The organism is Levilactobacillus muriae (assembly GCF_045862015.1).
Classification (GTDB): domain Bacteria; phylum Bacillota; class Bacilli; order Lactobacillales; family Lactobacillaceae; genus Levilactobacillus; species Levilactobacillus muriae.
This window is the reverse complement of record NZ_BAAFRU010000032.1, coordinates 1-14,611: the sequence shown is the minus strand read 5'-3', so window position 1 is coordinate 14,611 and position 14,611 is coordinate 1. Positions and strand designations below refer to the sequence as shown.

General features: G+C 39.9%; 12 protein-coding genes and 5 pseudogenes. 11 read left to right on the top strand and 6 right to left on the bottom strand.

The annotated features are described in order from the left end of the window. The first annotated feature begins 458 nt into the window (after positions 1-458). The 5 genes and pseudogenes from ACKTSF_RS13620 (at position 459) to ACKTSF_RS13600 (ending at position 3,026) form a co-directional block, all read left to right on the top strand. A complete protein-coding gene (locus ACKTSF_RS13620; protein ID WP_056986434.1) occupies positions 459-896 on the top strand; it encodes a MarR family winged helix-turn-helix transcriptional regulator in 438 nt (145 codons plus the stop codon). A gap of 268 nt (positions 897-1,164) precedes the next feature. Next, positions 1,165-1,269, top strand: a pseudogene (locus ACKTSF_RS13615) (IS30 family transposase); the annotation flags it as partial. 84 nt (positions 1,270-1,353) lie between these two features. Then, a pseudogene (locus tag ACKTSF_RS13610) lies at positions 1,354-2,061 on the top strand (restriction endonuclease subunit S); the annotation flags it as partial. A gap of 170 nt (positions 2,062-2,231) precedes the next feature. Further along, the gene (locus ACKTSF_RS13605) at positions 2,232-2,321 is read left to right on the top strand and encodes a putative holin-like toxin (protein WP_222844221.1); all 90 of its coding nucleotides are present in this window, start codon (positions 2,232-2,234) and stop codon (positions 2,319-2,321) included. Positions 2,322-2,801: 480 nt separating this feature from the next. Beyond that, positions 2,802-3,026, top strand: coding sequence for a transposase (locus ACKTSF_RS13600; protein ID WP_225420561.1), 225 nt, complete (start codon positions 2,802-2,804; stop codon positions 3,024-3,026). A 119-nt stretch (positions 3,027-3,145) separates the two neighbouring features. Here the strand turns inward: ACKTSF_RS13600 and ACKTSF_RS13595 are convergent, their stop codons facing one another. Genes ACKTSF_RS13595 through ACKTSF_RS13585 form a run of 3 tightly spaced genes read right to left on the bottom strand, consistent with a single transcriptional unit; the run spans position 3,146 to position 6,103 of the window. Continuing rightward, on the bottom strand, positions 3,146-4,063 hold the full coding sequence (locus ACKTSF_RS13595) for a glycine betaine ABC transporter substrate-binding protein (RefSeq protein WP_105450234.1): 918 nt from the start codon (positions 4,061-4,063) through the stop codon (positions 3,146-3,148). A 7-nt stretch (positions 4,064-4,070) separates the two neighbouring features. Beyond that, on the bottom strand, positions 4,071-4,910 hold the full coding sequence (locus ACKTSF_RS13590; RefSeq protein ID WP_407890142.1) for an ABC transporter permease: 840 nt from the start codon (positions 4,908-4,910) through the stop codon (positions 4,071-4,073). Next, the gene (locus tag ACKTSF_RS13585; RefSeq protein WP_027822877.1) at positions 4,910-6,103 is read right to left on the bottom strand and encodes a quaternary amine ABC transporter ATP-binding protein; all 1,194 of its coding nucleotides are present in this window, start codon (positions 6,101-6,103) and stop codon (positions 4,910-4,912) included. Before ACKTSF_RS13585 ends, ACKTSF_RS13590 begins: the two co-directional genes overlap by 1 nt. A gap of 419 nt (positions 6,104-6,522) precedes the next feature. Here ACKTSF_RS13585 and ACKTSF_RS13580 point away from each other — a divergent pair, with 419 nt between their 5' ends. From ACKTSF_RS13580 to ACKTSF_RS13565, 4 genes and pseudogenes are all read left to right on the top strand, one after another. Beyond that, positions 6,523-7,509 (top strand): IS30 family transposase, encoded by a 987-nt coding sequence (locus ACKTSF_RS13580; protein WP_171284706.1) that lies wholly within the window; start codon positions 6,523-6,525, stop codon positions 7,507-7,509. A gap of 382 nt (positions 7,510-7,891) precedes the next feature. Beyond that, a complete protein-coding gene (apf, locus tag ACKTSF_RS13575; protein WP_041161898.1) occupies positions 7,892-8,608 on the top strand; it encodes an aggregation-promoting factor in 717 nt (238 codons plus the stop codon). Between the two features lie 303 nt (positions 8,609-8,911). Then, positions 8,912-9,292 (top strand): annotated as a pseudogene (locus ACKTSF_RS13570) (transposase); the annotation flags it as partial. A gap of 237 nt (positions 9,293-9,529) precedes the next feature. Further along, positions 9,530-9,823 (top strand): annotated as a pseudogene (locus tag ACKTSF_RS13565) (transposase); the annotation flags it as partial. 117 nt (positions 9,824-9,940) lie between these two features. Here the strand turns inward: ACKTSF_RS13565 and ACKTSF_RS13560 are convergent. Continuing rightward, positions 9,941-11,023, bottom strand: coding sequence for an alcohol dehydrogenase catalytic domain-containing protein (locus tag ACKTSF_RS13560; RefSeq protein WP_003561291.1), 1,083 nt, complete (start codon positions 11,021-11,023; stop codon positions 9,941-9,943). 161 nt (positions 11,024-11,184) lie between these two features. Here ACKTSF_RS13560 and ACKTSF_RS13555 point away from each other — a divergent pair. Continuing rightward, positions 11,185-11,764: pseudogene (locus tag ACKTSF_RS13555) on the top strand (IS256 family transposase); the annotation flags it as partial. Positions 11,765-11,862: 98 nt separating this feature from the next. After that, on the top strand, positions 11,863-12,792 hold the full coding sequence (locus ACKTSF_RS13550) for an IS30 family transposase (protein ID WP_105450221.1): 930 nt from the start codon (positions 11,863-11,865) through the stop codon (positions 12,790-12,792). A 48-nt stretch (positions 12,793-12,840) separates the two neighbouring features. On the opposite strand, the gene ACKTSF_RS13545 is transcribed toward ACKTSF_RS13550, so the two are convergent. Then, the gene (locus ACKTSF_RS13545; RefSeq protein ID WP_048481076.1) at positions 12,841-13,140 is read right to left on the bottom strand and encodes a hypothetical protein; all 300 of its coding nucleotides are present in this window, start codon (positions 13,138-13,140) and stop codon (positions 12,841-12,843) included. Between the two features lies 1 nt (position 13,141). After that, positions 13,142-14,002, bottom strand: a complete 861-nt coding sequence (locus tag ACKTSF_RS13540) for a ParA family protein (RefSeq protein ID WP_105450222.1) — start codon at positions 14,000-14,002, stop codon at positions 13,142-13,144. Positions 14,003-14,611 lie beyond the last annotated feature (609 nt).

Here is a 14,611-nt window from a genome sequence, read left to right as displayed (position 1 = left end):
ACTCAAGATCAGGATCAATACTTAATCCAAAAGAAAATTTATCATCGAGGCAGATTAAGTAAGACTGAAAAATGAGTATGCAGTAGTTTAAGTGCAACAACTAAGTTAGAAAAATTATATTTAGTTTTAGGTAGATTGTAAAATTAACCTTCAATGCATATTAATAATATTTCTAACGTTCATAATGAGTTTGAATCAATCTATTATAATAAGAATTATAAATAGTTTATCGACAGATTTTAGAGTTTCTATTAACCCGAGCCAATCAACGATGCTGCTAAACCGGTTCAGGCTGGTCAAACAGAGGCTACTAATTTTGTAGATCAATGGTTGCCTCGAACTGATGAAACTGACCAACGACATATGACACTGAGGGGCTTATTACTATTAGCCATGAGTAGTTTGTTATAACTCTTCGGAATGACTCAGCGGCAGTACAAAGAATAGGATGATATTATATGCTAAATCAGCAGCAAATTAAGAACCAGTTTGAGAGCTTAACAACCCTGCAAGCTATTCAGAATCAGGCATACCAGATGTTAGTGCAAGGACTGGCCAAAACTGAATTTTCAATGCGTGAGTGGGGAATATTAGTCTATCTTGAACAACATGGGCAAGCTACTGCTAGTGAATTAGCTGATGCATTCACGGTCACGCGCACACTAATTTCCAGGAATACTTGGCGATTGATTCAAGATAATTTAATTCAATCACAAGTGAATCCAAATGATCGACGAATTGTTTGGCTATCTTTGACTGTTAATGGCCAAGAAAGGGTCCAGGAAGGTGTTCGGCAAGTGCAAGCGAACTTAAAAGCTTTCAACCAGAGTCACGATCTGGAGAAGTTGACTAAACAAGTGGAAACTTTGTCACAACAACTTGCTAGGATAAATTAAAGTTTTTTCAAGATAAGTCAAGATGTACTAATGTAAATAAAGATCAGTCTGTTAAAATCTTTGGGTTTTGGCAGACCGGTCTTTTATTGAAATGAAGAAAATTTAAACATTAAGATTATTTTAGTCTCGTGACAATAATCATTTTGTATACCTAAGTAATTAATCGAGCATTGCAAGTGGCAAAGTTTCTCACCATTAAAAAAGCTTAGATATATGGTAGATTGTAAAATTAATCCGAACAGCGTTCGGATTAATTTTACAATCTACCTATTTTTATCCTAAAGGGACTCGTTTTGAGCACATTAGTGCTCAAGATTTAACGACGACGTTACTCCAAATTAACCAGCGACCGCTTAAAATACTCGACTGGTAAACACCGTATCAGGTTATGCTGACAAATTTGTCCAAAAATTCGGATTAAATTTGCAATCTACCACACCTCGACACCCTCATCGCAGTCAACCAGCGTAAGTTAGCTAAGCTTAAGGCACTTAAACAGGGCTATTTGCAGAAATTGTTCCCCAAAAATGGGAGCAAGTTCCCAGAATTAAGATTTTTAGGGTTTGCTGACGCTTGGGAACAGCGTAAGTTCTTCGACAACATTAGACGTACAGTAGATTTTCGTGGACGTACTCCCAAAAAACTGGATATGGATTGGAGCGAGTCTGGATATCTTGCCCTTTCAGCTCTTAATGTAAAAAATGGTTATATTGATCCATCTGCTGATGCACATTATGGAAATCAAAAACTATATGATAAGTGGATGACTGGAAAAGAACTTTATAAGGGCCAAGTATTATTTACCACAGAGGCACCAATGGGAAATGTGGCACAAATATCGGACAACAACAAATATATTCTCAGTCAACGAACAATCGCTTTTGATGTTGCTTCAGATAAAATCACAAATGATTTCTTGGCTGTCTTGTTACGTTCGCCGAAATCATTTAATGAATTATCATCCTTATCAAGCGGCGGTACTGCGAAAGGTGTTAGTCAAAGATCTTTATCACAGTTCAAAGTAACACTACCTAAAAGTTTACAAGAACAAAAGAAAATTGGCATTTTTTTCAAACAACTCGACAAGACTATCGCTCTTTATCAGCGTAAACTTGAAAAACTCCAGGAACTCAAAAAAGGATATCTACAAAAGATGTTTTGCTGATACTTAATGCAATCAAATTGGGCTTCTAGGAAGCTTGATACCTTAATGTTTATTGTGGCTTGGTCAATCCATCATTTCTTTGTATGCTTGACTAAGCAATTTTAAGGGCAGTGACTGTCTTTTCCCTTGCGAGTTGACATGGAATAATCTTCAAGAAGGTTTCACAGTCAATGAGCGTCTTCCAGACAGTCTCGCTGATATTGCTGTTTGGCACATTTTTAATCGTGCTACTCAACTATATCAACAAGCACTACCAATAAAAAAGCCTCCCTACATAACTTTGAACGGTTATGGGGCGCCTTGATATCGTTCTTTAGCTAAGGCCACCGCCTTTGAAGCGGCTTGCGCGGGAAGCCCTGTTTTCGATGGTACTTCCTTTTGCTGTTTTTATTATAACGTGGTTATAACTGACTTTCGATCATTTTTAAGCATGACTCCTACGGTGGTGTAATGTACCGAACAATTTGTCCGTCATTACATCATAGGAACCCCTTTATCTTGGCCTTCCAAAAGAGCTAAATCTTGATACGTTCATCTGCGGTAAGTAAGTATAGGTCCTTTGTGGTCGTCTTTTCTTTTGATTTTGACACGCAAAATTATTACCGAGGAAGTCACCGAATGTCTCAAATTTGGGGCAAGACTTCAAAACAACTTATGAGATTTATCAAGACATCATAAAGTCTTTGCGCATTCATAATACAAACCTATTTCATTAGTTCCTATGCCAATATCATCAACTAATTAAACAAATGGGCACAACCATCAAAAGCTTTAAGAAGTACCGGAAACAGGCCCTGAACGCCGTTGAATCACCATATTCAAACGGTTATTTAGAGGGCAACATCGGCCGAATTAAGAAGATTAAAAACACTGCTTTTGGCTTCCGTAATTGGGAGAACTTTGTCAACCGTATTAAGATTCAACGCCAATGGCTTCACCCAGCACGTCAAACTGTGACGGTATAAAAAAGTACCTAGACCAATTAAGCTCCAGATACTTCATAAGGATTCCATCAACTTCACATGACAAATAACAAAAAAACTGGCATTGGTGTGGTCCAATGCCAGAAATTTTACAGCCAATATCATTTGTTTTTTAGATCATCAACAGTATTAATATTCTTCATATATTTGGGAACTGCCAACCCTGTTTGAGCACCCTTCAAATTTTTGCGCAATTGAACATACTTACCTTTGTACTTCTTGGCATACAAGCCATGGGTAACTGGTAACTCAGCAGTCAAGGAAGCGTCAGAACTACCATTAGCTATCGAATTCCACATAACTCCCACGTCTAACTGTTGCATTGTAGCTTTATATCCTTTTTGCTTCAACAAAGTCGTTACTAAAGTGGTTACCGCAATTTCATAGTCATATGGTGTATAAACTAATTTAATTTTTTTGCCATGACCGTTTGGCACCCCCGCTGTCCATGCTTTGACTTGTTTAGGATGGTTTTTAATAAACTGATTGACAGCTTTTTGCTTATTCATGCCACCGTTTATGTTCAGCATTACTGGATTTGACATTGAAATTGTCCAATGGAAATTCTTTAGTAACTTAGTAGCACCTGGATTATCTTTTTCCAACCCTTTACGTGTAATGGTGCGCATTGATTCACCATTACCATAAACATGTTTTGGATCTTTTAAAAATTTCAACGAATATTTAGCAACCATCCAGTGTGGCTGCCAGCCAGTAACAACGATAGGCTGTTTATTTTTAACTGCCTTGGATAACGTGCTAATCATCGCAGCTGTAGAACTTGGCATGATCTGCCAGTTAGCCTGTTTCAACTTATATTTTGACAACAATGTTTGTGTATTAGCCATTTCACCCGCACCAGCTTCGATCCCTGTAATCGTATAATTGATTTGCGGTCCTAACTTTTTATGTGAGTCGTATTCAGCTGGTTTAGCACAAGCACTAACTATGGCTGTCAAACATATAATCACTGTGGCCATTTGCAAATAACGGAGAATTCTTTTCTTCAAACTAATCATTCCCCCTTTATTTGGATGTTTTGTTGAACGATTGTGTGATTCGATCCAAAATAATAGCTACAATAACCACAGCAATTCCTGCGGCAAATCCTGCCCCGGCATCATTACGCCCCACAGCAAAGTAAACCTGAGTTCCTAAACCAAGGGCGCCAATCATTGATGCAATCACGACCATTGAAAGTCCAAGCATCATCGTTTGATTAATTCCGGACATTATTGTTGTTTTTGCTAGTGGTAACTGTAATTTGATTAGCTTTTGCCAGCTGGTCGAGCCAAAGGAATCCGCTACCTCGATCAAGTCACTTGGCACCTGCCGGATTCCCAAGTTTGTCATTCGCACTGTCGGTGGCGTCGCAAAAATCACTGAAGCCAACACCCCCGGTACCATCCCGATACCAAAAAATGAAACGGCCGGTATTAGATAAACAAACGCTGGCAAGGTCTGCATGAAGTCAAGAATTGGTTTGATTACGATCTCAGCTCTTGAACTTTTTGCCATCCAAATTCCAAGTGGAATCCCAATAACGATTGCAATCAAACTAGACGACAAAACTAACGTCAAGGTCTGGGTCATATCACGCCAGTATCCTAAGTTCCAGATCAATAACAGCCCCAAAACTTCAAACACCATGAAACTAATTTTCTTTTGTCCTCGTTTAACCCAGTACGTGAGTGCTAAGACCACCAAGATAAAGACCCATTGCGGCAAGAAGTCAAAAGCCCATTGAATACCGTCAATGATTACCTGGAAAAAGATCGTCACACTATAAAAAAATCCGGTAAATTGACTCAGCCAGTCAACACCTGAGTTGATCCATTCCGCTAAAGGTATTTGTCCAATATTCATTAAGCACTCACCTCTTCCCCAGCGATAGCCGCCAAAACAGAACTCCGTAGAATGATGCCTAGTAGATGATCGTCATCATCCAACACGACATAAGGAATTGCTGCCTTCGAAATATCGTTAATCAATGCATTGATTGGCATATCCACACTTGTCTTAGGCACGTCTGTCCTAAGGACTGACTTCAGGTCTTCACTGCCCTTCTTAATCAGATCCGAAACATCATGCGCATCGGCAAAACCCACGAATTTGTTGTCATTATCAACCACGTATATTGAAGAGATATCGTTGGCTCGCATTCTCCGCAAAGCCACCCGTGGTCCAGCCTTTCCAATATTAACCACCTGGGCCTGCGTCATTACACTACTTGCCGTCAGGACCTTTGTCCGGTCGACCCCTTCGATGAAGCGTTCTACGTAATCATTAGCCGGGTGAGTCAAAATATCTTCCGGATTATCAATTTGTTCGATATGGCCATCACGCATGATCATAATCCTATCCCCTAATTTCAAAGCTTCGTTCAGGTCATGGCCAATAAAAATGATCGTTTTATGCATTTTTTCTTGAATTTGCAATAACAAATCCTGCATTTCTTTCCGATATAACGGATCCAAGGCCGAAAATGCCTCGTCCATCAACAGAATCTCGGCATCATTGGCCAAAGCGCGCGCGAGACCAACCCGCTGCTGCATCCCGCCTGATAACTGATCTGGATATTGGTCGTCATACCCGGTCAAGCCGACTAGTGTCAATGCTTCATGAGCTTTCCTGTTTCGTACATCTAACGGAAACTTTTTAAGCTCCAATCCATAAGCCGCATTTTGTAATACGGACTTATGCGGAAACAAGGCAAAATTTTGAAAAACCATGCCGATCTTATCTTGGCGCAAGTGACGTAATTCTTCCTTACTGAGGCCCATCACACCTTGTTCATCGATTTCAATATCCCCATCAGTCGAATTTATCAAGCGGTTGATCATTCGGATAATCGTAGACTTTCCACTTCCAGACAGCCCCATGATTACAAACAGTTCACCTTCATTAACAGCAAAACTAGCTTGATTAACTCCAACAGTACAACCTGTCTGCGAAAGGATCTCTGCTTTAGACTTTCCCTCACGCAACAATTTTTTTGCTAGAGATATTTGCTTTCCAAAAATCTTAGTTACATTTTTAACTTTAACTTTTTCTACCAACATACACCTCCATGTATTAGCATGTTACCCAGATTATTATTCATAAGGAATAATAATCTGGGTAACATGCGCCACGCGCTTGGGTAGACATGGTGTATAACGCTATGAATGAGTCAAAATAAAATTTACATTTTTTATATTCACCAATTTGTTCTAAACCAAGAAATTAGCACCATATCCAACCAATTTCATCATACTCAACCTTCATAAGGCGTTCAAAAACTTCTTGGTTACCTAAAAGTACTATAATCCACTATATCAAAATTTTGATTTTTTTAAAAGTCTCCAGCTTTAGAACGTGATTAGAATTTTTTTAATAGGGCGAATTTACAATTGAAATGCAACACAAAGTAAAAAAATAAACCCATACCGGGTAGAATATGTTTAACGACCAAATCAAACAATTCGAGGTATCCGGTATGAGCTATAAACATCTTACTACAAAAGAACGTGAAATACTTATGTTTTTACGAACTAAGGGGTTATCTATCCGGGCTGTTGCGTTACGGCTGGGGCGAAATCCAAGCACTATTTCACGGGAGTTAAAACGTTGTGCAGGTAATTATTCCCCAAGCAAAGCAGATAATGACTATCATCAAAAGCGGCAGAATTGTCACAAGAAGCGGCTATTAGACAGCCATCCACAATTACGCCGTCAAATTGTTCATTACATCTTAGATCTGCACTGGTTACCAGAGCAGATTACCGCTCGCTTTAATAAGGAACATCAATGGTGTGTTAGCTACAACACAATTTACCGTCATATCTATCAACACAATTTAGGTGAGAAGTACTCCTCACGTGGTGATACCGGTATTCAGCGCCATCTCAGACATAAACATCGGACTCGGCATTCAAAGAATACTAGACGACATCGAGAAGTACAGACCGACTATATCTCGATCCATGAGCGCCCTGGTTTTATCAACCAGCGTCAACGTATAGGTGACTGGGAAATTGATACTGTGATTGGTCGAACGGGTCACGCCATCCTTTTAACGGTTGTCGATCGGCTTAGTCGGCTTACGCTTATCAAAAAGGTTGTGCAAAAGGACTCGCAGGAGATAAATAAAGGCTTAGTTGAACTGTTAGGGGCCATTCCTAAAGAATTTGTTCATTCTATTACACCAGATCATGGGACCGAATTTCTTCATCTTGATGAAATCAGCGAAAGGTTAGGTGTTACTGTCTATTGGCCCGATCCATATTCGCCTGAACAGCGTGGAACAAATGAGAATACAAATGGATTAATCCGGGAATATTTTCCCAAGCGAACAGATATTGATAATTATACAGAACAGGACGTTGAACACTGCCAAAAGCAGTTAAATCAACGTCCTCGCAAAGTGTTAAACTATGAAACCCCATATGAAGTATTTTTTGACAAACCGTTGCACTTAGTTTGACAATTCGCCATATATAATTAAGCAATGCACCTTAAAATCGCTTAGAAGACGTTTTAAAGGGTCTATACGGTGTGCTGTGTTGTGGTGTGTGATTGCTTGGTGTTGAACGTATAGATTTAGATACTATTTGGTCGTGAAATATTTATCCCGCTACTTTTATTCTAGTAATGTTGATACAATCTACCAAATATTACAATTCATTACAAAAACGGCCTTATATTACAAGCACCCCCTAAAAACGTAATGTTCTGATTATTGCACTGCAACACTCACTAGTTATACTAGTCACTGTTGATTGGTTGAGACATCAACTGCTCGACCAATAGAAAATATATGTAAATAATCGAACACACGCAAATTATAGGAGAGTGTATTAATTATTATGAAGATCAAAAACCTTGTATTATCATCAACTGCTGCATTAGCTTTATTCGCTATCTCAACAACGGTTGCCAACGCTGATACTTATACTGTTAAGGCCGGCGATACTGTTTCAGCAATTGCCCAAGCTCACAACACTTCAGTTTCAGCCATTGAAAAGGCAAACAAGTTAGCTAATGTTAACTTAATCTTCATTGGTGATAAGCTTGAAGTCAATGGTACTACTACAACAACCACGACTTCTGCTGCTACAAGTGCTGCACCACAATCAGCAACTAGCCAAGCTACGTCTTCAGCTGCTTCAACAACCTCAACGACTTCAACACAAACGACTCAACAAACGACCACGACACAATCATCAGCTCAGACTAGTCAAACTCAAGCTCAACCGAGCCAAGCTAGCCAGACCCAATCAAGTCAAACACAAACTAGCAAACCTGCTGCTCAGACGACGACTCAAACGTCTAGTTCAACATCAAACTATAGCAACAATGGTTCTGATAGTGCTGCTAAGGCTTGGATTGCTGGTAAAGAATCTGGTGGTTCATATTCTGCTCGTAACGGTCAATACATCGGTAAGTACCAATTAAGTGCTTCATACTTAAACGGTGACTACTCCGCTGCCAACCAAGAACGTGTTGCTAACAGTTATGTTGCTTCACGTTATGGTTCATGGAGCAACGCCAAGAGTCACTGGCTTGCTAATGGCTGGTACTAAAAAGCCACTCTAAATTAATAAACAAATGCAAAGATTGCGGATCATTTCTGATTCGCAATCTTTTTTCTACTATATTAAATCTGTGCTGAAGCACGTGTGTCCCCCCACCAATACCCATTATAAAGTTACTCAGTTGCTAAGTGACTTTATAATGGGCCTTAGCACTTAGCATGCTGACAACCCGTTATTTAGATATGCGATATGCTTATTCTAGCAACCGCTTTAAGACGGACACGATCCAGACCTGCTAGTTGTCTCCCCCAATCGACGACCCACTCTCCCAACCAAAATACCACATGTTTTTATTTGGCGGTTGATATTAATGGTTTACCACAAGCCATTCTCGTGACACGAGCTAATGTATCAGATCGTTCAGGTGCATTGGCTATGTTTAGTTTGGTTAGCCAAAATTTAGAGCTGGTTCAGCATGTCATGGTTGATGGTGGCTACACTGGCAATGACTTTGCGGATCAGGTGAAGCTCATTTTGAATGCTAAGACGACGGTAGCTAAACGCAACGAGTTGCATATGTTCACGGTGTTACCGCAACGATGGATCGTTGAACGTTCATGGAGTTGGCTAGACAAATGTCGGCGACTTTGGAAAAACTGTGAACGTGCCCTTAACAGCAGTCTTCAAATGGTTGTATTGGCCTTCCTGAAGATAGTTCTTAAAAGATACTAGACAGGTTCTTAATAAGGCAGCTACGGGTGTAATAATCAGCCGACGAATCTTAAGCGGTGCACACGCATTGATAGAGCTACATCACCATTGAGTTACGCCCATTGCAACACTAAAAACCGGTTGTTTATGACCAGAATGTGAATAATCTTGCTCAGGTGTAGTAAATGGCGCTAACCCTTGTCGCAACTGGCATAATTAATGTGGAGTAAATCAAAGATCACTACACGTTAGTGTTAAACTCTGCCCAAGTTCAAGCAAACCTACGAGACCTACTTAGCGCCTCATGATGCCTTGATGGTGAGGAAACATCCCGCGGAACTGGCAATCCTGTTAGCTACTTACGAGCTAAACGGTACGGCAATGGACATGACGATCGTGACGCTTAAGCGACACGAAGTCGCTGTCACCAGCCCTTATTCCAACGGTCCGATCGAAGGGGTTAACCACCTCATCAAGTCACTCAAACGATCCTGTTTTGGCTTCAAGAATCAGCTGAACTTCTTCAAACGAATCTACCAAATCACGGCATAACATGACAAAGACGGCTCCCCAAATGGAGAACCGCCTCAAATGATAAATTTATTCTTCAACACCAGTTGACGTAGAGCCATAATTATAGGGCACTTGGGTTGAGAAAACTGATGTTAACTAAGAATGCAAACGAACTAAAATCTTTGCTTGTTTTTTATCCTTTTCTAAGGATTCAATTCCTTCTGAAACTAATTCATTTAATTCAATCTTTTTTGTAATGACACGTTTGAATAGTGACCGATGGGTATCTATAATCTTAATTACTCGATCGAAGATATTGGCATATCCATAAGATGTTAATAAACTACCACCCTTTTTAAGAAGAGCTCTAACATCTACAACTGGTGGATGTTGAAATAATGCAATCACGGTAACCTTGCCACCGTTTTTAAGAGCCTGAATGGCACCAGTAAGTGTGGGTTGTACACCGGCACAATCAAATGCAACATCTACTCCCTGATTTTCCGTGATAGTGCTGATAGCGTGAGCTAATGACTTTTGGCTATCAGCACGTATTGGGTATTGAACCCCTAATTCATTTGCTAAATCCAAACGTTCCTCTGACATGTCATTTATTATGACGTGATGGGCACCAGAAATTTGTGCTATTAAGGCCGTGAACAATCCAATTGGACCAGCACCCTGAATTAAGACATCATCTCCAGGAGACACTCGGCTTGCCATAACTGCTTGTGCAGCAACTGAAACTGGCTCAACTAAAGCCCCTAAATCAAGCGGAAAGTTAGTTGGCAAGAGATGTGCAAAGGTACTTTTTACATTGCACTTTTCAGCTAAGCCACCGTTAGCCGAAAATCCTAAGAATCCTGCTGATTGATCACTACCTATAGCATGCTCACACCAATTATAATGACCAGAAAGACATTCCGGACATTTTCCACAAGCAATCATTGGCTCGACTGCAACTTTATCTCCAATTCTTAATTTAGATACTTGTTTTCCAATTTTAGAAATCGTCCCAGAGAATTCATGACCAGGAATCAGCGGAGCCTGCATATGGGTTAGCGGATGAGGCATTGTCGCCAAATCCATACCCTCTAAATATTCATGAATATCACTACCACAAATACCATTAAATGCAACCTCAATTTGAACTTCATCTGGTGCCGGATCAGGAATATTTCTTTTTTCAAAGCGGATATCCTTAGGACCGTAAATAACAGCTGCTTTCACCATAGTCATAGTGCTTCGCTTCCTTCATGTTCAATATAGCACAATTATAAAAGGGTAGCGTCAAGAATCTTGTGTAAATGCATAAAAGATTTCTGAATTGTATAGAAATAGGGAATGCCTTCCCTTATGATATTTAGTAACCACAGAAAACATCACAGGAGGCATTCCCCATGAATGAACTTACCACAGAAATTATCGCTGCACTAGCCCAAAAGCAAGATTTGGACGAAGTTTTTCGTCACCACCTCGAAATTGCGATTAACCAGCTGCTTCAAACCGAATTGGCAGAGTTTTTGGGTTACGAACGCTACTCATACGCTGGGATTAACACTGGTAATAACCGCAACGGCAGTTATGAGCGCTCGTTTGATACGAAGTACGGCCAACTTAACCATTCCTCGAGATCGCAATGGCCGGTTTGAAAATCATACCTTGCCAGCCTACGGGCGGCACAGTGATAATTTAGAAACAACGGTCATTTAGTTGTATACCAAGGGAATTACCACTGCTGAAATTGCCGAACTCATTGAAAAAATGTACGGTGCTCACTACTCCCAAGCCACGGTTTCCAACATGACTAAAGCCGTCAATGAACAGGTTCAAGCTTTCCAGCAACGTCGACTGGCTTCACAATATGTGGCCATCTTCTTAGATGCTACTTACTTGCCGTTAAAGCGGGATACCGTTCAAAAAGAAGCCGTTCATATTGCGATTGGCATTCGTCCAGATGGTACGAAAGAAGTGCTGAACGGTAGATTGTAAAATTAATCCGACGCTGTTCGGACAAAAAAGATCAGCTTCCCTTAAAATGGTGTTTACCACAAACACATCTTTTAGGAGCTGATCTTTTGTCTAGTATAACCTATTCTGAACGAATTAAAATCGAAACCTTTTGTGAACTAGGGCTGTCCAATATCCAAATGAGCGATCGCCTAAAACGATCACCTGCCACAATTTCTTATGAATTAGCTCGATGTGAACCTTACCAGGCCGAAGTGGCCCAAACAGATGCCGAATACAAGCGGTCACGATGTGGCCGAAAGACTAAATTGAATGACAAATTAAGGCAAATAATTTTAAACCATTTACGGCTAAGTTGGTCACCAGGAATGATTGCTCACGAATTTAAACTAGCGACTAAATCAATTTATAATTGGTTAAATCAAGGGAAAATTGAGTTTTCTTTAAATGATTTGCCTGAACATGGCGTGCGCCAACGGCGTAACCTTGACCAACGTTCTAAATATAATCAATCATTAGGACGGTCAATTGAACAGCGACCCATCGTGGTTAATCGACGTAATCGCATCGGTGATTTTGAATTAGATACAATTGTTGGCCCCCGTGGGCATAGTAAGGCAGTTTTATTAACCTTAATCGATCGCAAATCACGGTTCCTTTGGGCCTACCGATTAAAAAACCGGACAGCAGTAACTGTTAATGAAGCCCTAAATAAGTTTCTAGCAACTTTTAATGGCCCGGTGCATAGTTTTACGGTGGACCGTGGCACTGAGTTTAGTGGGCTAGTATCACTTGAAGCACAATACGGTATTAAGACCTATTACTGCCATGCTTATACGCCAGCTGAGCGCGGCAGTAATGAACGATTTAATCGGAACTCACGCTATTTTTATCCTAAGGGGACTTATTTTGAGCACATTAGTGCTCAAGGCTTGAAAACCACCTTACTCGAAATTAATCAGAGACCACTTAAAATACTTGACTGGCAAACACCTTATCAGGTCATGCTGACCAATTTGTCAAAAAATTCGGATTAAATTTGCAATCTACCATTACTTCTTTCTTTTATTTTAATGTAGCACTGCTTACATATTCTCCCGCAATACGGTATACCTGCGCTGTTGTTCCTCGGTCATATCCTTGTAATACTGGTCAATAAGAAGCTGGATAATCTCGTAGTCGAAGCTAACATGTTCAATTGTCTTCAGGACTTTCATATCCTTGTAAGTCTCTGCGGATACCTTAAGGGATTTTTTCTGATTTTTTGGTATAGAGGAAGATTTATTCTCTTTTTTCGTAGCATTATCTGTTGCATGGTACTCTTCTGATGGCTTTACCGCTCCGGTAACCCTTCGTTGAAGAATATTAGGCTTTTTACTTGGCATCTTACTTGGCCTCCTTATCATCTATAAATAAGCCAATCCGGCTTAATAACTCATCGGTAACTTGCTGGTACTTGTCTAACACTCGCTTATCGAAGCGGTCCTTATCGGTAATTCCATTAATTGGGAATCGTTTAATCCGGGCCATTTGAGTAACAATATTTGTGAATACATTTTCTTCTCCAAACTCATCCTTAGCAGATTGTATGATTGTCTGATCGACGCCGTTACGGGCATCGTGAAGCATTGGCAAGATACCAATTACCTCTATATCTAGCTGATACTCTTGCTGAAGTTTGGAAAGGGTATTCACATACTCTTCTGCACCGGATAGACTATCATCGTGTGTTTGCAAGCTGATAAGTGCAAAGTCTGAGAAGATAACAGCATTACGGGTAATCTCAATACTAAATGGTGGCACATCCAACAGAATTACATCATATTTCTTCTTCAATGGATTAAACAAGGGTTCCAACAGATGTGTTTCTTCGTACTCATTATTCGTATTCTGATATAAATATTTCGTGAAATCTTGGAAATCAATATATGAAGGAATTAGGTCAAGGTTATCCATTATCTTAACTGGTAAGTCTGTTAGATCTTTCTCCTGTACGCCTACCATCAGAGTTTTTTTAATTGAGTACACGGTATCTTCCTGCTGACTTTTCGTTAACATTAGTGTTTTAGTGGCGTTGGCTTGTGGGTCTAAGTCTGCAACCAACGTATGTATTCCCATTTTAGCTAAGGTATAAGCGATGAGATACGTGTTAGTTGTTTTTCCCACGCCACCCTTTTGATTACCAATCACAATGGTTAATGCCTCATCACGAGACTGTATAGCCTTTACTACGTCTGGAATATTCATAACAACGACCTCCAATTGATTTTTAGTTAGTATACCACAATTTAATAGCAAAAGGGAAATTTCCCTAAATAGTTATTTAGATATATAGAATTAGGGATATATAGAAATTGGGATAAAGGGAAAAAGGGATACTTATCGACTGAGAACACTGTTAGAATGGGAATTAAAAATATCCCTAAATAGAAAAAGGGATATAGGGATAATTCTATTTAGGGATAATTCTATTTGGGGAAAAATAGATAAAGGGAAAAAGGGAAATTAAATATAATTGTTGACAGATATCCTATGAAAGGGCTATAATCATTGGTATTGACAGTCCTATTATATGATGTGCTTTTAACATTATTTCCACCGTTTGCTGTACTAACTGTGAATCATGGGGGACACTGTCAGTAGTTCAAAAGAAGTAATACCTAAAAAACTGCATAAAAAAAACACCCACCGACTGGCATCGGTGAGCGCCACATAAAAGTCATCATCACTTAATGACTATTATATCATGGCCGGTGCGATTTTTAAAGCCCTAGGGGACAAGCTGGGGTCTAAATCCAAGGGGACACGTTTGCCAGTGCGACTTCAATAAGTCTGGCTATACCACAACAAGGTCAT